The 19,494-nt window shown below is 69.7% G+C and carries 17 protein-coding genes; 8 read left to right on the top strand and 9 right to left on the bottom strand.

All coding sequences use genetic code 11. The features are described 5' to 3' along the window. Nucleotides 1–79: 79 nt before the first annotated feature. The gene (gene pepN / locus G4X40_RS14475) at nt 80–2,563 is read left to right on the top strand and encodes an aminopeptidase N (protein WP_277833435.1); all 2,484 of its coding nucleotides are present in this window, start codon (nt 80–82) and stop codon (nt 2,561–2,563) included. Nucleotides 2,564–2,580: 17 nt separating this feature from the next. Here the strand turns inward: pepN and G4X40_RS14470 are convergent, their stop codons facing one another. After that, a complete protein-coding gene (locus G4X40_RS14470) occupies nt 2,581–3,141 on the bottom strand; it encodes an FABP family protein (RefSeq protein WP_277833433.1) in 561 nt (186 codons plus the stop codon). An 82-nt stretch (nt 3,142–3,223) separates the two neighbouring features. On the opposite strand from G4X40_RS14470, the gene G4X40_RS14465 reads away from it, so the two are divergent. Both G4X40_RS14465 and G4X40_RS14460 read left to right on the top strand, forming a co-directional pair. Further along, nucleotides 3,224–4,060, top strand: coding sequence for a lysophospholipid acyltransferase family protein (locus G4X40_RS14465; RefSeq protein ID WP_277833431.1), 837 nt, complete (start codon nt 3,224–3,226; stop codon nt 4,058–4,060). Beyond that, nucleotides 4,060–4,494 (top strand): SRPBCC family protein, encoded by a 435-nt coding sequence (locus tag G4X40_RS14460; RefSeq protein WP_277833429.1) that lies wholly within the window; start codon nt 4,060–4,062, stop codon nt 4,492–4,494. The genes G4X40_RS14465 and G4X40_RS14460 overlap by 1 nt, the downstream gene beginning before the upstream one ends. A gap of 35 nt (nt 4,495–4,529) precedes the next feature. Here the strand turns inward: G4X40_RS14460 and G4X40_RS14455 are convergent, their stop codons facing one another. Further along, complete coding sequence (locus G4X40_RS14455) at nt 4,530–6,125, bottom strand: class I adenylate-forming enzyme family protein (RefSeq protein WP_277833428.1); 1,596 nt, start codon at nt 6,123–6,125, stop codon at nt 4,530–4,532. A gap of 225 nt (nt 6,126–6,350) precedes the next feature. Between G4X40_RS14455 and G4X40_RS14450 the strand changes: the two genes are divergently transcribed. Both G4X40_RS14450 and G4X40_RS14445 read left to right on the top strand, forming a co-directional pair. Continuing rightward, entirely contained in the window at nt 6,351–7,136 is a 786-nt protein-coding gene (locus G4X40_RS14450) for a helix-turn-helix transcriptional regulator (RefSeq protein ID WP_277833427.1), read from the top strand. Further along, a complete protein-coding gene (locus tag G4X40_RS14445) occupies nt 7,126–8,175 on the top strand; it encodes a lipoate--protein ligase family protein (protein WP_277833425.1) in 1,050 nt (349 codons plus the stop codon). Before G4X40_RS14450 ends, G4X40_RS14445 begins: the two co-directional genes overlap by 11 nt. Nucleotides 8,176–8,188: 13 nt before the next feature. Here G4X40_RS14445 and G4X40_RS14440 read toward each other — a convergent pair whose 3' ends face one another. Both G4X40_RS14440 and G4X40_RS14435 read right to left on the bottom strand, forming a co-directional pair. After that, nucleotides 8,189–8,812: a PaaI family thioesterase gene (locus G4X40_RS14440; protein ID WP_277833423.1), complete on the bottom strand. Its 624-nt coding sequence runs from the start codon at nt 8,810–8,812 to the stop codon at nt 8,189–8,191. A gap of 10 nt (nt 8,813–8,822) precedes the next feature. After that, nucleotides 8,823–9,431 carry a PaaI family thioesterase gene (locus G4X40_RS14435; RefSeq protein WP_277833422.1) on the bottom strand — a complete coding sequence of 203 codons (609 nt, stop codon included), beginning with the start codon at nt 9,429–9,431 and terminating at the stop codon, nt 8,823–8,825. Between the two features lie 214 nt (nt 9,432–9,645). Between G4X40_RS14435 and G4X40_RS14430 the strand changes: the two genes are divergently transcribed. Further along, on the top strand, nt 9,646–10,698 hold the full coding sequence (locus G4X40_RS14430; RefSeq protein ID WP_277833624.1) for a Clp protease/crotonase-like domain-containing protein: 1,053 nt from the start codon (nt 9,646–9,648) through the stop codon (nt 10,696–10,698). A 13-nt stretch (nt 10,699–10,711) separates the two neighbouring features. Here the strand turns inward: G4X40_RS14430 and G4X40_RS14425 are convergent, their stop codons facing one another. The 5 genes from G4X40_RS14425 to G4X40_RS14405 form a co-directional block, all read right to left on the bottom strand. Further along, on the bottom strand, nt 10,712–12,394 hold the full coding sequence (locus G4X40_RS14425) for a glycosyltransferase family 39 protein (RefSeq protein ID WP_277833420.1): 1,683 nt from the start codon (nt 12,392–12,394) through the stop codon (nt 10,712–10,714). Next, complete coding sequence (locus G4X40_RS14420; RefSeq protein ID WP_277833418.1) at nt 12,391–13,899, bottom strand: glycosyltransferase; 1,509 nt, start codon at nt 13,897–13,899, stop codon at nt 12,391–12,393. Before G4X40_RS14420 ends, G4X40_RS14425 begins: the two co-directional genes overlap by 4 nt. Further along, nucleotides 13,896–15,389 carry a hypothetical protein gene (locus tag G4X40_RS14415; protein WP_277833416.1) on the bottom strand — a complete coding sequence of 498 codons (1,494 nt, stop codon included), beginning with the start codon at nt 15,387–15,389 and terminating at the stop codon, nt 13,896–13,898. The genes G4X40_RS14420 and G4X40_RS14415 overlap by 4 nt, the downstream gene beginning before the upstream one ends. Nucleotides 15,390–15,404: 15 nt before the next feature. Then, complete coding sequence (locus G4X40_RS14410; protein ID WP_277833414.1) at nt 15,405–17,381, bottom strand: hypothetical protein; 1,977 nt, start codon at nt 17,379–17,381, stop codon at nt 15,405–15,407. Nucleotides 17,382–17,448: 67 nt separating this feature from the next. After that, nucleotides 17,449–17,787, bottom strand: coding sequence for a PH domain-containing protein (locus G4X40_RS14405; RefSeq protein WP_277833413.1), 339 nt, complete (start codon nt 17,785–17,787; stop codon nt 17,449–17,451). A 68-nt stretch (nt 17,788–17,855) separates the two neighbouring features. On the opposite strand from G4X40_RS14405, the gene G4X40_RS14400 reads away from it, so the two are divergent. Continuing rightward, nucleotides 17,856–18,476 (top strand): DJ-1/PfpI family protein, encoded by a 621-nt coding sequence (locus G4X40_RS14400; protein ID WP_277833412.1) that lies wholly within the window; start codon nt 17,856–17,858, stop codon nt 18,474–18,476. Continuing rightward, nucleotides 18,427–19,470 carry a hypothetical protein gene (locus tag G4X40_RS14395; protein WP_277833411.1) on the top strand — a complete coding sequence of 348 codons (1,044 nt, stop codon included), beginning with the start codon at nt 18,427–18,429 and terminating at the stop codon, nt 19,468–19,470. Before G4X40_RS14400 ends, G4X40_RS14395 begins: the two co-directional genes overlap by 50 nt. Nucleotides 19,471–19,494 lie beyond the last annotated feature (24 nt).

Below are 19,494 nucleotides of genomic sequence, written 5' to 3'. Positions count from 1 at the left end.
GAGGCTAGCGCAGAACTGGAACGCGTTTCAGTGGATCCGTTCGCTCGGCCGGAGAGGTGCGCGGTGGCAGGATCGAGACGTGAATTCCGCGAACCTCACCCGTGACGAAGTCTCCGCCCGCGCCCGTGCGCTGGAGGTGATCGGCTACCGCGTCGAGCTGGACCTGTCCGGCGCGCCGGACCTGTCGCAGCCTGGATTCGCCACGGTGACCACGGTCGAGTTCACGGCGACCGAGCCGCAGACGTGGCTGGACTTCCTGGGGCCGTCGGTCGAGGTGGTCACCGTGAACGGGACGGCGGTGCCGGTGGAGTTCGACGGCGCCCGCATCCGGCTGCGGGAGTTGGCCGAACGCAACGTCGTCACGGTGACCGCGACCGGCGCCTACAGCCGCTCGGGCGAGGGCCTGCACCGCTTCCACGATCCCGCCGACGGACAGACGTATCTGTACACCCAGTACGAACCGGCGGATGCGCGCCGGGTGTTTGCGTGCTTCGAGCAGCCGGACCTCAAGGCGCCGTTCACGTTCCGGGTGACTGTGCCGGCCGGGTGGCTGGTCGTCTCGAACCAGGCCGCGGAGGACGCCACGCTCGACGGCGGGCGGCAGACGGTGACGTTCGCGCCGACGCTGCCGATCTCGACGTACCTGACCGCGGTGGTCGCCGGGCCGTACCACCGTGTCGAATCCTCTTGGACCCGAGGCGACCTCACGGTTTTGCTGGGTGTGCTCTGCCGCGCCTCGCTCGCCGGCCATCTCGACGCCGACGAGATCGTCGAGGTGACCGCGCAGGGGCTGGACTTCTACGCCGAGCACTTCGAGTACCCGTACCCGTTCGGCAAGTACGACCAGGTGTTCGTGCCCGAATACAACCTGGGGGCAATGGAGAACCCGGGCTGCGTGACGTTCACCGAGTCGTACGTGTTCCGCGGCAAGGCCACCGCCGCGCAGCACCAGCGGCGGGCGAACACGATCCTGCACGAGATGGCGCACATGTGGTTCGGCGACCTGGTGACCATGCGCTGGTGGGACGACCTGTGGCTCAAGGAGTCCTTCGCCGACTACATGGGGGCGCTCGCGTGCGCGGAGGCCACCGAGTTCACCGACGCGTGGGTGGCGTTCGCGAACGGGCGCAAGGCGTGGGCGTACTCGCAGGACCAGTTGCCGACGACGCACCCGGTCGTCGCCGACATCGTCGACCTCCAGGCGGCGAAGCTGAACTTCGACGGCATCACCTACGCCAAGGGTGCGAGCGTGCTCAAACAGCTGGTCGCCTACGTGGGCAGCGACGCGTTCTTCGCCGGCGCACGGCGGTACTTCCGCGACCACGCCTTCGGCAACACCACGCTCTCGGACCTGCTCGACGCGCTCGAACACGAGTCGGGCCGCGACCTGCGCGACTGGTCGCGGGCGTGGCTGCAGACCACCGGGGTCTCGACGATCCACTACGACGGCGCGGCGCTGGTTCAATCCGACCCGAGGCCGCACCGGATCGCGGTGGGCTGCTATGACTTCGACCGCTCCGGCGCGCTGGTGCGGGTCGATCAGGTCGCGCTCGACCTCGTCGAAGAGCGCACCCCGGTCGAGATGCCGCCGGCGGCGCTGACACTGATCAACGACGAGGACCGGACCTACGCGAAGGTGCGGCTCGACGAGCGCTCGCTCGCCACGGCCGAGCGCTCGCTCGACAAGGTCGCCGACCCACTGGCCCGGGGACTGATCTGGTCGGCGCTGTGGAACGCCTGCCGCGACGGCGAACTGGCGGTGTCGCGCTACCTGGACGCGGTGCGCGCGTTCGCGCCGTCCGAGCAGAACGTGTCGCTGCTGTCGGTGATCGTGGGCAACGCGTACTTCGCGGTGGATCACTATGTGCCCGAGGCGCAGCGTGCGGCGCGGTGGCGCGAGTGGCTGGACACCGCGTGGTCGGCGATGTCGGCCGCGGCGCCGGGGTCGGGCGAGCAGCTGACGTGGGCGCGCACGGTGGCCGGGCCGGCGGCGCACGACGATTCGCGGGCCGCCGAGATCCGCGCGCTGCTCGACGGGGCCGGGGCGGCGCCGGTGGGGCTGGAACTCGATCCGGACCTGCGGTGGGCACTGTGGCGCGCACTGGCGACGGTCGGTCGCGCCGACGCCGCGGACCTGGACGGGGAACTGGCGCGGGATGATTCGGCCGCCGGACGCACCGCGTGGCTGGGTGCGCTCGCAGCCCGTCCCGATCCGGCGGTCAAGGCCGAGACCTGGCGGCGCATCTTCGCGGACCGCGGGTTGTCGAACGACCGGCTCGACGCGCTGATCGGCGGCTTCGGGGCCGGCGGGCGCCGGGATCTCACGGCGCGGTTCGACGACGACTATTTCGCCGCGCTCGAGGCGGTGTGGTCGGGACGCAGCATCGAGATAGCCAGGCGGATCGTGATCGGGCTGTTCCCGCTCGCGGATTCGCTCGGCTCGGTGGACCGCTGGCTGTCGTCGCGGGCGGACGCGCCGGCCGCGTTGCGCCGCTTGGTGATCGAGCGACGCGACCACCTGGCGCGGGACCTGCGCGTCCGCGCGACGAACACCGGCGCCTGACCGAAGTCGGGTTCTGACTAGTCGACGCGGTGCAGAGTGTTGAAGTCGGTGTGGTGCAGTTCCTTGCCGATCTGCTCGAGCTTGAGCACCAGGTCGGACTTGTAGCTCAGGGTGCCGTCGTCGTTGAAGGTGAAGGTGCTCTCGAACGACTTCGCCTCGGCGCGACGCAGCAGGTACTTGTTCTGGACAAGTCCGTAGCAGGGGTCACCGGGCGTGGACGTGAAGGTCAGGGACCGTGAGTCGGGGGTGGCGTCGCCGCCGGCGAGGATCGCGAGCCCGCGGGGGACGGCGAAGTTGCGCAGCACCTGCCCCGTCGTCTCCTCCCACAGGAGATAGCCCACCTCGTCGTGGAAGGGATCCATGTCCTCTTCGCCGTGGCGCCACGCGACCATCTCGTACTTCACACCGTGCATGGACTGCTGGCCGTTCTCCACGATCGGGATGGGGCCTTCGAACCAGGCCTTTTCAAAGTAAGTGGTCTTCGCGATCTCGTCTTCTTTGTTGTGGTAAGAGCTGTCGACGCCGACGTTCCCCTCCCACTTGCCAACGAATTGTTCAAGGGGTCCAAGTACGCTCATGGACGCATGTTCGCACAACGCCGCTGCTTTGGCGGCAGAATCAATGGGGGAGCGTGCCTGGTGAAGTGGGGGTGGAGGCGTTGTGAAGAATCCGCTGGATCTGCTGCGCGGGGCGTTCGCGCCGCGGCCGGAAGGGCTCGAGGGACGTGACCCGGAATTCATCCGGGAGATGTTGCCGCGATTCTGGCTGGCGGCCCGGCTGTATTTCCGGGCGGAGGTGCACGGGTTCGAGAACGTGCCGGACGAGCCGGTGTTGTTCGTCGGTAATCACAGCGGGGGCGCGAACGTCCCCGACACCTACGTGTTCATCCTCGCCTATCACACGTATTTCACGGTCGAGGGGCGTCCGCTGGCGGGGCTGGCGCACCAGCTGATCATGCGGTTGCCGCTGGTCGGCGACTTCGCCCGCAAGTTCGGCATGATCCAGGCGGGGTCCGAGGGCGCCGCAGAACTGCTCCGACAGGGCGCGAACGTGCTCGTCTATCCGGGCGGGGACGTCGAGGCGCTGCGGCCGTGGCGCGATCGCAACCGGATCGTGTTCGACGGGCGCAAGGGCTTCCTGCGGCTCGCCCACGAGAACGGTGTCAAGATCGTGCCGGTGGTCGCCACCGGCGGGCAGGAGACCTTCTTCGTCCTCAACGACGGCCGGAGCACGGCGAAGGCGCTCGGGTTCGACAGGCTGCTGCGGGTCAAGTCGTTGCCGATCAGCCTCAGCGTGCCCTGGGGTGTGCTCCCCGCCGATCTGCCGCACGTGCCGTTGCCGGCGAAGATTCGGATCGAGGTGCTGCCGCCGATCGATCTGCAGGAACTGTACGGGGACGAGCCGGACTGGGACGTCGCGTACGACTACGTGACCTCGGTGATGCAGGTGGCGCTGTCCAAGCTCGCGACCAAGAGCGTCCTGCCGGTGGTCAGCTGATGCGCGCCATCACCCGGTCCGTGACGGTGCACCGGCCGGTCGACGAGGTCCGCGCCGCGGTGAGCCGGCCCGCGGACGTCATGGCGGTTGTGGGCGAGTTCGGCCGGACCGCACCGGTGGGGGAACGCGACGACGGCCCGCAGGTGTGGGAGGTGTTCATCGTCATCGGGACGATGTACGTCGGCGGCAAGGTGCAGGTCGAGGTGCCGGCCGACGGCGAGCTCGCCTGGCATTCGATCAGCGGGATCCGCAGCAGCGCCCACCTCCGGGTCACCGAGGACGGCGACGTCGCGCGGATCACCTCGACAGTCGGGTTCCACCTGGACGGACTGCTGTCCGGGATGGCGGCCACCGTGCTGCTGCGCGGACTCATCGGCCGCTACGCCGACGCCGTGCTCGAGCGGTTGCGGCATCGGATCGAATACGCGGAGTGATCGTATACGGGGAGTGACGGACCGAGCCGGTCCGTTCAGGCACGCCGGCCGGCCAGCCCCCGGACCCGCGCCTTGGCGATCTTGCCGCCCGGCGCCATCGGCATCTCGTCGACGACCATCAGGTGCTCCGGGAAGTATTCGCGGGTGATGCCCTGCCCGCGCAGCCAACCGGTCAGCTGGTCGAGGGTGAGCGGCTCGGCGCCGGCTGCCAGCGTGACGACCACGCACAACCGCTCGCCGAACACGTCGTCCGGCACGCCCACCGCGGCGACCATCGCGACCGACGGGTGCTCGCGCACATGGTCCTCCACCTCGCCCGCCGAAATGTTCTTGCCGCCGCGGATGATCAGATCCGCAAGCCGCCCCACGACCCGCAGTCGCCCGGATTCGTCGACCTCCACGATGTCGCCGAGCAGGATCCAGCCGTCGTCGGTGAACAGTTCAGCGTTCGCGCCGTCGTCGCCGAAATAGCCTTGCGAGCCGAGCGGGCCGTTGACCGCGGGCTGGCCGCGGCGGATGCCGGGCCCGGTGACCTCGCGGTCGCCGTCGAAGATGCGCACGTGCATCTCGTCGATCACATGGCCGCCCGTCGTCAGCCGGGTCTCGTCGTCGTCACGGACGGTGGTGGCGCTGGCCGCGCCGGTCTCGTTGGACCCGTAGAACTGCAGCACCTTCGCGCCGGTGATCAGTTCGAAGCGTTGCGCCTCCGCCCGGGGCACGGCCTCGCCCCCGGTGAACATCACCCGCAGTGAGGTCAGCTCCGTCAGCGGAGTGCCGGTGGCGTGCAGCATCATCCGGAACTGGGTGCTCACCGCGCCGAGGACGGTGGCGCGGTGTCGGGCCATCAGCGTGATGGCGCCGTCGGCGTCGAAGCGGCCCATCACCAGTGCGGGCCTGCCCAGCAGGGCGGGCAGGAAGTGCGCGGTCCACAGCCCGAACCCGAACGGTGCGGGCACGAACGAGGCGACCACCTCGTCGGCACCCATCTCGGCGTTGCGGCAGGCGATCGCCGCGAACGTCGTCCAGCGGCGCTGGGTCTGGGTGACCAGCTTTGGCCGGCCGGTGGTGCCCGAGGTGCTGTTGAGCAACGAGACGTCGTCGACGGTGAAGATCCGTTGCGGTGCGTGCCGGACCTCCTTGTGTTCGAAGGGTTCTCCGTCGACGAGGAGAATGTCCGCGTCGATCACGATGAGGTGGTCGACGGTGGCGCCCCGGGCGCACAACTCCGCGGCGAGGTCGGTCGCCGTCGTGCCCCTGTTCTCCCGCGAGGTCACCAGGACAGTGGCTCCGGAGGCGGCGGCGATGTGCGCCAGTTCGGCAACGCCCGAGCGGGCCCCGATCGCGGCGGCGAGCACGCCCGCGCGGTACGCGCCCACCGCGGTGGCGTGGAACTCGGCGGTGTCGGGCAGGTACACGGCCGCCGCGGAAACCTCGCCGAGCGAGAGCAGCGCGGCGCAGACGGCGTCGGCGGTGCGGTCGTACTGCGCCCAGGTCGTCGCGCCGTCCGGGGTGAGGTACGCCGGTGCGTCGGGTGTTGTCGCCGCGTGGTGACGCACCAATTCGCTGACGGAGAGCCCCGTCCAAGCCATCGGGTCGTCGGTGAAGGGCGCGGCAGGGATGGGGGCGGGCATGCCGCCATGATCTCCGGTCACCGGTGGCCGTGTCGACCGCCAGGTCCCACTGCACGGACGGCATTTCTCCTGCACACCGCCGAGCGTCCCGACTCACGCCCCGAGGGCCCGCACCGGTCTGCTTGGCAGCACATCCTGGCGTCGCTGTTTCTCCCCAGCCGGATGTTGTTTCCACAGCATCGATAAACCATCAGAATCTGATGGTTTATCGATGACGCTGGAAGCATGGGGGACACCACGAAACGGATGCTCGATCTGCTCGGTGCGCTGCGGGACGGTGACGGCGTTGCCGGCGCGGAACTCGTGGCGCGGCTGGGCGTGAGCGCCCAGACGGTGCAGCGCGACATCGAACGGCTGCGGAGTTACGGCTACGGCGTGGATGCGGGCCACGGGCGCCGCGCACGGTATCGGCTCGGCGCGGGCGACTCCATACCGCCTCTCGTCCTGGAGGACAAGGAGGCCGCGGCCGTGCTCACCGGACTGGCGCTGTGGGCGGCGGTCGCGGACTCGACCGGGGCGTCGGACGATCCGGCGGGAGACGCAGATTCGGCCGATCGTCTAATGCGCGCGCTGGACCGCCTTGTCCCGCAACGGGTGCGAGAAGGGGCCGCCGCTGCGACGGCGCGGATGCTGCCGACGATGGTCCGGGCGATGTCGACACCCGGCATGGACCTCGTGGTCTTGGTCGCACGGGCGATCGCCGAGCACGAACTGCTCGTCGTGACCCACACCCTGCGGGCGCAGGTGCGGGTGCGCAGGGTCACCGAGCCGTATCGGCTGATCCGCGGCAACCGGCGTTGGTACGTGCTGATGAGGCAGGTCGGCGATGAACAATGGTCGGCGCACCGGGTGGACAGGCTTCATGAGGTCGACCGCACCGGCACACACTTCGAGCCCCGGCCGCTGCCGAGGGATGCCGGAGACCTGTGGCTGGACCTGCGCGTCTGGTACGACCGCGGCCGCGGCCGAGCGGTCGGGTCGGGCGCGATACGGTGCGAGGATGCGCGGTGAGTACAAGGTTCCCGGTGGCAAGTTGGTGGTCGTCGATGTCGAGGCGGACGATGGGCGGTTGTCGCGGGTGTCGCTGTCCGGCGACTTCTTCCTCGAACCGGACGAGGCGCTCGAGGACATCGTCGCCGCGGTGACCGGGATGCCCGTCACCGCCGACGCGGTGAAGTTGGGTCAGGCGATCAGCGGCGCGCTCGACGACCAGGTGTCCATGATCGGCTTCACCCCCGAGTCCGTCGGCATCGCGATCCGGCGCGCGCTCGGCAAGGCGACCAGCTGGCACGATCACACCTTCGACCTGATCGAACCGGTGGTGCTCGACCCGGCGATGCACGTCGCACTCGACGAGGTGATCACCCGTGAGGTCGCGGACGGCAGCCGCAATCCGACGCTGCGGTTCTGGGATTGGGATTCGCCGCTGGTGGTGCTCGGCTCGTTTCAGTCGGTGCGCAACGAGGTCGACGAGGAGGCCGCCGCGCGGCACGGGATCGACATCGTGCGGCGTATCTCCGGCGGTGGCGCGATGTTCATGGAGCCCGGCAACTGCATCACCTACTCGCTGTCGGTGCCGGCCTCGCTGGTCGAGGGCCTGAGCTTCGAGCGGTCATATGAGTTCCTCGACCAGTGGGTGATGGGCGCGCTCGCCGACGTCGGCATCAACGCCCGCTACGTGCCACTCAACGACATCGCCTCCGAGCAGGGCAAGATCGCCGGCGCCGCGCAGAAGCGGCTGGCCGCCGGCGCGGTGCTGCACCACGTGACCATGGCCTACGACATCGACGCGCAGAAGATGACCGAGGTGCTGCGCATCGGCCGGGAGAAGCTGTCCGACAAGGGCGTCAAGAGCGCGGCCAAGCGGGTCGATCCGATGCGCTCACAGACCGGCATGGAACGTGCCGACATCCTCGCCGCGTTCGCCGCGCACTTCCGGTCCCGCTACGACACCCGCGACGCCGGCTACACCGAGGCCGAACTGGCCGCGGCCCGCGAGCTGGTGGACGCGAAGTTCACGACCCCGGAATGGACCTACCGGGTGCCCTGACCACCCGCGGGCGCTACCGTCCGCGCGCCCACGCGGGCAAGATGAACACACCTTCCGCGGACACCGTGACGTTCCCGTCCGCGTCGTACAGTTCGCCGACCACGAACGTCTTGACACCCTCGATCCGGTCTATGCGCGCTCGCGCCCGCACCGGACCGAGCGGGGTGGGGCGGCGGTAGCGCAGCGACAGCGTGCCGGTGAGGTTCGGCTTCGCGGTCGACGCGGCCATCCCGCACACCTGATCCAGCACCAGCGCGCAGACGCCGCCGTGCACCAGGCCGGGCGGTCCCTCGTACGCGGCGCCGAGCGTGAAGTCGCTGCACATGCCGCCGTCCGCGGCCTGCTCGACCACCAGTGGCGGCGCGATCGCGTTGCGCAGGCCGATCACCGCGTTGCCCCAGGTCATCATGTGACCGTGCTCGGTGAACCGCACTCCGAACCCGCCTTCGCAGCGGCGGTCGTTCAACCGCTTCGTCACGTCCCGGATGCGTTGCGCCGCTTCCAGGATCGTGTCCTCGTCAGCCTCGCTGCGGATCGTCACGTCGATCAGTTCGCGGACCGTGTCGGCCAGCGGGCCGAACAGCGCCTCGCGCCGGGCGAGCTCGTCGGCGTCGATGTCCTCGACAGGAAACTGCACCGATTCCTCCTCAGTTCCGTGATGCGGGGGTGATGAACAGGCCCTCCGCCTCGACCGTGACCCCGTCGGCGTCCGAGAGGGTGCCGCGCACCGTCGCCTTGCGCCCGTCGACACTGATGGTGCGGGCCTCGGCGTGCACGGTGCCCAGCGGGGTGCCGCGCAGGTATTTGAGCGTCAACGTGCCGGTCAGGCGTCGGCCGTCGGCGCTGCCGGTCATGCCCAGCACATGGTCGAGGACCAGCGCGCACACGCCGCCGTGCACCAGGCCGGGCGGTCCCTCGTAGGCGGCGCCGAGCGTGACCGTGCTGTGGTGCCGGCCGTCGTCGTCGACCTCGATCGTGAGCGGCGGCGCGATCGCGTTGCGTGTGCCGACCGCCGCGTTGCCCCACGCGATCGAGATTCCGTCGCCGGTGACCTTGGTGCCGAACGGCCCGCTCAGTCCGGCGTCGCGCAGCGTCGCGGTGACGTCGGTGAGTTCGGTGTGCGCCTCACGGATGACGTCGTCGTCGACCTCGGTGCGGATGGTCGCGTCGACCAACTCGCGCACTGCGTCGGTCAGCGGTCGATACAGCTGTTTGAGCCGCTCGAGTCCGTCCCGGTCCACGTCCGCGAAATCCACCCGACACCCGCCCTTTCCGACGCGCGCCCCGCGGTGGGACGCCATGTCCGAATGTATCGGTCGGTCCGGTGGAAGCGGCGCGGTTGTCCGCGGATCGGGACCGGTGGATTGTCCGGAGCTTGACATGCGCGGATAGCCTGCGAGTGTGCGGTGGATTCGGCTCGGGCGACGGACCGGCGTGCTCGTCGGCGTGTTGGCGACGGCTGGCGTGCTGATGACCGGGACCGGTGCGGCGTCTCCGGGGCCGGTGCGGGTCGCCGCCGACGGCGCCGGGCTGACACTCGACGGTCGCGCGTGGTGGCCCGCCGGGATGAACGCGTATCAGCTCGGCACCGACTGGTCGATCAACCGGGGCTGCGGCGGGCAGGTCGATCTCGACCGCTACTTTTCGCTGCTCCCGCCGAAAACGCTCACCCGGTTCAACGCCTTTCAGTCACTGGCGATCAACAAGCACACCGGCGCACTGGACTTCACCGCGCTCGACAGGGTGTTCGCGGCCGCGCAACGGCACGGCCAGTTGCTGATCCCGGTGCTCACGGCCCAGGACGGCGCGTGCGAGGACGACGTGTTCAAGCAGCGTGACTGGTATGTCGACGGATGGCAGCGGGTCGCGTCCGGCGCCGTGATGTCGTTCGCCGACTGGGTGGACACGGCCGTGCAGCGCTGGCGCGGCTCGCCCGTGGTCGCGGCGTGGGAGCTGGTGGGCGAACCGGAGACCAGCGTGTGCCCCGGCGGCGACTGCAGCTTCGCCAACCGGGTGTGCCCCGAGGATGCGGCACGAGTGCTGCGCGCGTTCGTCGACCAGGCGGGTGATCGGGTGCGGAGACTGGATCCCGGCCGGTTGATCACCCTCGGATCGACCGGCGGCGGGCAGTGTGGCACCGCGGGCGAGGACTACGCGTACGTCGGGGCCTCCCCGAACGTGGACGTGCTGCAGTACCACGACTACCACGCCGACGGGGTGCCGCTGCCCGGTGACCGCTGGAACGGCCTCGCGGTCCGGATCCGGCAGGCGAGGGCGCTGCACAAGCCGCTGTTGGTCGCGGAGATCGGCCAGTCGGCGGGAGGAGGACTGTCGCTGACCGCGCGCGCCGTCGACGTCGCCGCGAAGATCGCCGGTCAGCGAGCGGCGGGCACCGCCGGTGCGCTGTTGTGGTCGTTCGTCCCCGACCCGCGCGCGAACGAACAGACCTACGACATCGGTGCCGGGGACCCGTTGTTCGCGGTCCTCGGGAGTGACAACACCGTCGGCGTGCCCGGGGACTGAGCGTGGTGGTCGGTCACTGGGAGCCGGACTGGCCGAGTACCCGGTACATTCGCCAGGTCGGCTGGTCGGCGCCGGTGTTCGGGATCTCCAGGTACAGGCTGGCCACGCCGCCGCCGTTGTCGAAGATCGTGGGGTAGCGGCGGTTGATCGCGTCGGAGGCGCCGCGGCCCTCGGTGGGGATCGTCAGGATGAACTGCACCCCGTGGCGGGCCGGATCGTTGAGCGCGCTGACGAAGTCCCCGTCCGACGGCACCACGAACTGCTTCGGGTTGTTCGACGCCGCGACGATGGCGAAGCCGTACACCGTGTCCATCAGGACCGACCCGTCGGGCAGGTGCATCGCGTCGAGGTAGTCGGCGATCTGCCGTTCGGTGGCGAAGGTGTCGACGATCGCGCGCTGCTTGGCCTGCTCCACCGGGTCGGAGTCACCGCGGCCGAACAGGACCCCGAGCGCGTACTGCTGCACCGACAGGTGACGGTTGCCCATCGCGACGAAGGTGATCGGCAGGCTCGCCGCCAACACCACCGTCGCGACGACCGCGGCGACGGGTAGTCGCGGCTGATGGGTGTCGCGTGGACTGACGTACGCACCGGGGCGCCGGGACCGGACACCGCCACGCGCGGGCGAGAACTGCAACGCGTACACGGCGATCAGCGGGATCGCGCAGATGTAGAACCGCAGGAACGGGAACGTCACCCCGGTGACGTACGAGTACGTCTGGAACGCGAGCACCGACCCGAACAGCAGCGTCGGCACGACCACCTCGATGTCGCGGCGGCGGCCGGCCAGCACCGCGATCGCGGGGACGAGCAGCGGCAACGCCGGCGCCAGCACCAGCAGGGAGGCGGCGGAGAAACCGAGCGCGGGCAGTCCGGCGGAGCTGGGGCCGCCGGACTGGGCGAGGATCTGCGAGTTGCCGTAACCCGATTGGAACTGCGCGAACAGCTGGCCGGTCAGCAGCCAGCTGGTCACCGCCCACACGGACACGGCCAGAGCGCCGGGGGCGACGACGATCACCGCATCGAGCAGGGCGGATCGGCGTGAGTGCCCCCGCACCGCCGTCGGGTCGGCGTGGGTGGCGCGCAACCGGGTGACGACCGCGACGAACACCGCGGCGGCTGCGATCGCGACGGCGGCGTCATAGCGGGTCAGATAGCCCAGCCCCAGGGCCACGCCGGTGGAGATCAGATCGTGCACGTCGTCGGTGCTGGTCCAGCGGATCAGCCGCCGCGTCGCCCAGCACATCAGGAAGACGAACGGCGCCTCGCTCATCCCGGTGGCCCCGTAGAAGACGATCATCGGGTTCACCAGGAACACCGCGGTGACGGCGATCTGCTGCCATCGCGGCGTGCCGCGGTCGTCGGCGATGCCCCAGATCTGCGCGACCGCGGCAGCCATAAACGCCGCCGACATGATCACCCCGGCCAGCCCGTAGCGGGTCAGGTCGGGGATCCAGGGACTCAGGGCGACCAGCGGTAGTTCGACCAGCGAGGTCAGCGGGGTGAAGATGAAGCCGATCTCCGCCAGGTGCGGATCACGGCTGAACAACGCCCCCTGAGCCGACTGCACCCGCGAGAGCGCATCACCCATCAGGAAGTGGAAGTGCAGCGCCAGCACACATCCGACGACCAGGTAGACCACCAGGGCGATCGCGTACACGACCTGCACGGGCCGCACCCAGCGCAGCCCCCTCATCGCGCGCCCCCCGGCGAGAACGGTTGGGGCCGTGGGGGCTCGGATCCGGACGATTCGGGCTCGGACTCGTCGAGTCCGTGGAAGGTCTTCTCCCAGTAGGACGGATTGTGTAGCAGTTGCCAGCAGCCCTTGATCGCGGCGACGCTCATCAGCAGCCAGTACAGGGGGACGGTCAGGCAGGCGAGCAGCAGGCGCGGGTCACGGCCCTCCCGGCACCCGATCAGGTTCAGATACACCGTGACCGCGTTGCCGAACACCAGACAGATCAACGCCGGGTAGTACACGAGCGGCGGGAAGATCCGTCCGATGGAGAGAGGCTGACCGAGCAGCCAGGTGAGCGTGATGAACCAGAACACCATGTTCAGGCAGGCGACGATCGGCGTGCCCGCAAGCAGCAGCGTGAACCGGAGGAACGCCAGCGACCCGATCTGACGCCACAGCCGCAGCGGGCGACGGGTGTGCACCAGCCACGTCTGCAGGTAACCCTTGTACCAGCGGGAGCGTTGCCGCAGCCAGTTGATGGCGTCGCTGTTCGCCTCCTCGAGGGTGGTCGAGTCCAGCACCGCGGTCGTGTAGCCCTCCGCGGCGATGCGGACCCCGAGGTCCGCGTCCTCGGTGACGTTGAAGGGGTCCCACGCGCCGATCTCGTCGAGGACGGACCGCCGCAGATGATTCGACGTGCCGCCCAACGGGATCGGTGCCTTGATCCGCATCAGGCCGGGCAGCAGGTAGCTGAACCAGACGCCGTACTCGACGGTGAACCAGCCGGTGAGCAGATTCTGGGTGCCGTTGCGGAACGCCAGCTTCGCCTGGACACACGCGACCTTCGGGTCGAGCCGCGCGAACGTGGCTGCGACTCTTCGCAACTGCAGCGGCTCGGGGATGTCCTCGGCGTCGTAGATGGTGACGATGTCGCCCGTCGCGAGGTGCAGACCGTAGTTGCAGGCCTTCGGTTTGGTCCGGGGGTCCGCGGCCGGCACCAGCACCACGGTGGCGACCTCGTCGACCCCCGCGGCCGCGGCGGCCTCGATGGTGGTGGTGTCGTCCTCCTCGAGCAGCAGCAGTATCTGCAGCTTGTCCTTCGGGTAGTCCAGGGCGCTCATCGCGGCGATCAGCTGCGCGATCACCTCGGTCTCGTTGTAGGCCGGCATCAGCACCGTGTACGTCGGCAGGTCCGCGTCCGCAATCGCCAGGGCCTCCTCGTCGCTGACCGTGTGAATCGCCTCGGCGGGCAGGCCACGCCGGAAGATGATGAGCCGATCGATCAGGGTGAGCACGTAGGCGAGGGTGCTCACCGCGGTCGCGGCGATCAGGGTCGGGATCGGGAAGAGCACGACGCAGATCACCGCGGCCACCGCGAGCACGATCAGCAGGTTGCGTTGCCACGGCACGAACGCCCGCGACGCCGACGCCATCGGGTCGCGGTCGCGGAGCCCACTGACGGCGTCGTGCAGTGCGCGTTCGCGGAACTCCTGCGAGAGTTGCGGATCCGGTGATTCGGTCACTCCGCCGCCTTCCACTGCTCCGCGACCAGCTCACGCCCGAGCGTGGTGAGCAGGTTCCGGTCCTTGTAGTGCGGGTTCTTGTCGATCTGGATCGCGTTGCCTCGCAGGAGCACGTTCAGCGCCTGGCTCGCGACAGCCGCCGTCTGCGGGCTCAGTGCCGGGAACGTCGCGCCCGGGTCGTGGTTGTCCACCGACAGCAGGTTCACCACCTGGATGACGTCGCCGCGGGACCAGATGAACTGCAATTTCGTCCAGGTGAGGAAGAGGTTCTCGTCGACGACGGTGTACAAGCGGCCGGTCACGCCGTGCCCGAGATCGACGTCGATCGTCTCGGACCGCCGGCTGCCCAGCGTCGAATACAGCGCCTCCCCGGGGTAGACCGCCAGCGTGGCCGGCTGATGGGTGCGCAGGTTGTCGACCACCACGGCGCGGCGCCGGTTCTTGGTGTCCCACTCGGGATTCACCTGATCGGCCTGGATCATCTGGCGGACCAGGGTGGCGTCCGCGCCGAAGAACTGCGGTGCCCAGTCCACGGCCTCGGTCGCGGTCTGCGTCCATCCGGGCGGCACCAGCAGGGAGGTCTCGCCGGCCGCCTCGGGAGGACCGGGGTCGATGTGCACGTTCACCGGCGGCGGCAGCGGGGAGATCACCTGCGCCGCGGTGGCGGCGAGCAGGATGGCGACGGCGACACCGATCTTCCGGACGGTCGGCATCCGGGGGGACCGGATGGCGGATCCCGGGGCGGCACCGCTTCTGGCGACGAGGAACAAATACGTCAGGCAGACCGCGGCGGCGACGATCACCGCGGGGACCGAGCGCAGGAACGGGGAGGTCGGGTGGGGGGCGACGGCATCCATCAACGCCACCAGAACCAGACCCACCGCAAGCGTGACCAGCCCGGCGATCACACCGCGCTTCCAGGTGCGCCCGACGGCGACGGCGGTGGCGACGGCGACCATCGTCACCGACGTGGCGCCCGCCGCGAACCACGATCCGCCGAGCGAGATGACCAGTGTCCGGTAGCCCCACGGGGTGAACACCAGATAAGTCACCCAGGCCGGCCAGTACCGGCAGGTCGCCCGGGTACCGAACAGCAACACGCACGCGCCGAAGACGAACACCACCGCAGACAGCAGGTCCAGGCGCAGCAGCAGGAACTCTTCCTGATACCGCGGCACCAGCCAGAACGAGATCGCCAGCGACACCCCCAGCGCCAGCGCGCCGACGATGTGGTCGACCTCCCGGTCGTGGATCGGCAACTCGCCGCGCCGACGCCGGGTGATGCCGATGGCCATCGGCAGGCCGACCAGCGGCATCAACACCAGGTAGCCGAGGAGGCCCGTCTCGTTGAAGTCGGGGATGGTGCGCAGCGTCGACCGCCAGAACCCGAGCACCAGGCAGGCCAGGATGAGCACCCATCGCCCGACCAGGATGGGGAGCGCGCGCCGCTGCGCCGGTGGTGTCGTGCGCGGTTCCGTGACCGTGGTCATGCGCCGCACCGTCCCCTAGGAGTTCGACCGGGACTTGCGCCGCATCCCGATCCACACGGCTGCCGCTCCGAGGAGGCCGACGATCAGGATGGCTCCCGCGGCGGTGAGGATGCCACGGACCGGAGTGCCCTGGGACGGCGCGGCCACCTGGTGGTTCGGCGGCGGGAACGACGACAGGTCCACCGGTCCACGGTCGCCGCTTTGGAAAAGCACGTCACCGGTGAGGGTGAACCAGCGGTCGTGGTCGGCGTGCAGCCAGTCGAGGATCCGGTCGAGGTCACCCGGGACCGCCGTCGACGTCGCGACGAGCAGCATCCGATCGTGGTTCGCGTCCCAGGTGGTCTGGACCGAACCGAACTGCAGCGACGGCACATCCACGGTGCGCGCGGGGCCGGAACCGTTCGGGTCGGCCAGTTGGACGGTGTCCTTCCCGGTACGCGACAGCGGCAGCTTGATCGAGTTCGGCAGGTTGCCGTCGGGAGCGACGAGAATCGTCGGCGACGTGGAGTTGACGGCGTCGTCGAACGAGGCCAGCTGCGGCCGCATCGGATTGACCGACATTGCCTGCAAGCCGGTGGTGAGGATCAGGGCGCGTTGCAGGTTCGCGAAGGTGTTCTGCTGCAGGCCCACGTCCACGGTCGGCATCAGCGCCTGCGGCAGTGCGCCGAATCCGGCCGGGACCGGCGGCGAGGCGGTGTCGCTGGTGACCGGGCTCGCCGGGTCGATGGACAGCGTTGCCGGCTGGGTGGATCCGCACGTCATCGCGCCGGCGACCTGCAGGGTCACCACCATCTGGGTGTAGCGCGCGAGCAGGGCGTTGGGGATCGTGATCTGCTGGTCGATGCGGCCGCTGTCGTCGACCGGCCAATGCGCGAGCGTGGTGTCGCCGACGGTGACGGTGATCTGACCGTTCTGGGTGTTCGGCAGCGGCGTGTAGTTGCCGAGCAGATGCACGGTGACGTTGTCCGAGGACCGGCCGAGCCGCGTCTGGTCCAGGCCGATCGTCACCCGCGCACGGCCGGCGGCTGTCGAACTCAGCTGCGTGACGCCCAGATCGCCGAGGGTGGTGCTGTCGGGCGCCAGCACCGGCGCGGTGTCCAGGGCGCCCGCCGTGGCCTTCGACGCGACCACGATCTTGTCGAGCGAGTCGACCAGCAACCGGGTCTGGTCCAACAGCGAACTGCCCCGACCCGACAGCGTGAGGACCGGAACCCCGCCGGGGGACCGGTCCAGGCGTGCGGAGGCATTGTCGGACTCGGCGATGACGACCTGCCGCTCGAGCAGGCCCACCGGTTGGTCGGGCATCGTCTGCCCGGGCGCGAGAGCCCGCAGGTCGACGACCGTGCGCTGGTTCGCGTAGTGCGCGGTGATCGCGGTGCCGAACTCCAATGCGGCCGCGGACTCGTCGGCGGTCGGGTTGGCGAGCACATAGAGGTCGAGCCGCTCGAGCGCGGGGGGCAGGAAGTCGGCGATCACCGCCGGCTGGACCTCGTCACCCGTGTAGTCGACCGCGGCGTCGCGGATCGCAAGCGCGTTGTCCCACCAGTCCTCGTCGCACCAGTGGTCGTCGAGCGGCGCCAGGTGCGAGCGCAACTGCACCTGGGCGGCGTTGTCGGCGATCGGCACCCCGGCGAGCGGAATTGTCACCGGGGCGGTCGGCTCGCCCGCGGGCACCTCGATGCGGCTGAGGATCCGGCCGTTCGCGACCGCGTCGATCCAGCCGCGGCCGGCTCCGGCCGGAACCTGGATGGTGCCGCGCAGAGCCGACGGCGTCATGCCTTGGGGGACAGGAATGTTCAGGCTCACCGTCGCATCCCGGCCGGGGAAGCTCAGCGTCTGCCCCAAGCCGACCTGGGGTAGGTCGAGAGTCGCGTCCTGGTGCACCGCGATCGGCTGCGCGAGGGCTGATGGAGACCCGGCGACGGCGAGGGTCGCGGCGACGGTCGCAACGGTGGCAAGCAGCCCGCCGCGGTGACGTACACGTTCGGACATCCGTCCTCCTCGAGTCGACACGCGTCACATTACGAGTTGATCGAGAAGTGCGCGCGGTGAATCGAGGTCAGGCGCGGATGATGTGCTCGGTGAGGATGCGTTCGACGGCGTCCGGATCGTCCGGGGTGATGGTCGGGTAGATGCGCATGCCGACGTCGATCACGAGCGCCGTGTCCTTGTGCGGACGACCGGTGTCGAGGTTCCACCAGTGCACGAAGTCGCCCGAACCCCAGATCCGCCACTTGCGGGCCTTGTGCACGCCGGTCAGCGGCAATCGCTCGACGCCGTCGATCGCGGTGTAGCGGATCCGCTTGTCACCCCACGGGTAGTAGCGGCGGATGGTCAGCTGCCGCTCGTCGCAGCGGATCGCGCCGTCGTCGTAGAGGATCGTGTCGTTGTCGGCCATCGCAACCTCCCGGCGTCGGTGATGTGTCAAGAATGGCGCGCGCGGCGGGCGGTGTCGAGCACCGACACATGACGACGACGAGTTACCGCGACGCCGCGACTCCCGACGTCGTCCTGGTGCCCGGCGGGATCGGGACACGGGCGTTGGCCGCCGACGATCACTTTCTCGGCTGGTTGCGGGACTGGGCGGCGAAGGCTGAGATCGTCGCCTCCGTGTGCACGGCATCGGGTGTGCTGGCCGCCGCCGGGCTGCTCGACGGGTACCGCGCGACGTCGAACAAGATCGCCTTCGAATGGGTGTCGGGACAGGGCGACGACGTCGAGTGGGTGTACGGCGTGCAGTGGGTGCACGACGGCGATCGGTGGACGTCGTCCGGCGTGGCAGCCGACATCGACATGACCGGTGCCTTCCTGGCCGAGCTGTTCGGGCCGGCCGAGGCGCTGCGTGCCGCGCACGAGATCGAATACGAGCAGCGTCAGACCATGTGTGCTGCAAGTCGTGAGCGTCTGTTGCTGCGCAGTACCCGGCAAGAGGTGTCCGCGGCGCCGTCCGATTCGGTCCGGTCGATAGCCAGTCCGGTAACCTGTTCGCGCCCCGATGGATCGGGCTCGGGGAAGTTTCAGGGGAGGGGTGGGTCGCGTGGGTGGTCAAGTCGGGGGAACGGTTCCGCCGGGTGTCGCGGCGCGTGAGCCGTTCGGCGACTGGTCGTACGACGCAATCCGCTCGCATGTCGACACGCTCAAGGCGGACCCGATCAGCGGTCGCGCGCGGGCATGGCAGTCGCTCGGCGCAGCGCTGGCGCAGCAGGAGCAATCCCTTCAGGACGACATCAGCAAGGTCATCGGGAACGGGTGGAGCGGCGTCGGCGCGGACGCGGCGGGAGCCGGTGTGGGCAGCTTCGCGCGCGACGGCGGCGAATCCGCCACGACGGTGCAGGCGATCGGGGGCAAGGTCGCCGAGTCGGGCGAGAGCATCGCGCAGACGGTCAGCCAGTTCCCGGCGCGGGTCGACGACGGTGTGACCGGCGCGTCGTCGCTGCTGCAGGGCGTCGGGCACTTCATCGGCTTCGGCGACGGCCCGGCCGGTCCGGGTGGCTGGCATCAGGGATTGGTCAGCGCGCACAACCAGGAACTCAACGCGGCGCGGGATGCGGCGCGGCGGGTGATGACCACGGTCTATCAGCCGGGGGTCGCGGCATCCGACAACGGCGTGCCCGCGCTCACGAAACCGGTGGATCCGGTCAGCGGCGGTCCGGGCGGTGCGGGTGTCCCGTTCGGCGGTGGCGCGGGATCATCAGGTGGATCTACCGGCGGTGCAACGGGCTTCGACAGTCTCCACGGCGGCGGTTCGGCGCCCGGTGCAGACGGCTCGGCGACTGGCGGTGGGCCGCAGGACGGCCAGGTGCCCGCAGCCGATGGGGTGAACCCGTTGTCCGGCAACCACTCCGGCTCAGGTGACGGTGCCGGCGCCACCGGCGGTACAGGACTTGGTTCGGGGCAGTCGGCCGATCCGGCGGGGACGTCGGCGGTTCGGAGTCCGAGTCGACTGCGGCGCCGCGCGTGGGTGGTGTCGGCGGCGCACAGTCCGGTCGCGCAGCGAGCAGTACCCATTCGACGATGCCGCGTGGCGGCCACTCCGGTGAGGATGAGGACGAGGAGTACCGCCCCGCGTCGTATCTGGTGACGATCGACAACGGCAACGAGCTGA

Source organism: Speluncibacter jeojiensis (assembly GCF_029589495.1).
GTDB classification, from domain to species: Bacteria; Actinomycetota; Actinomycetes; order Mycobacteriales; family Mycobacteriaceae; genus Speluncibacter; species Speluncibacter jeojiensis.
The sequence above is the reverse complement of the archived record's forward strand: the minus strand, read 5'-3'. Positions and strand labels throughout refer to the sequence as shown.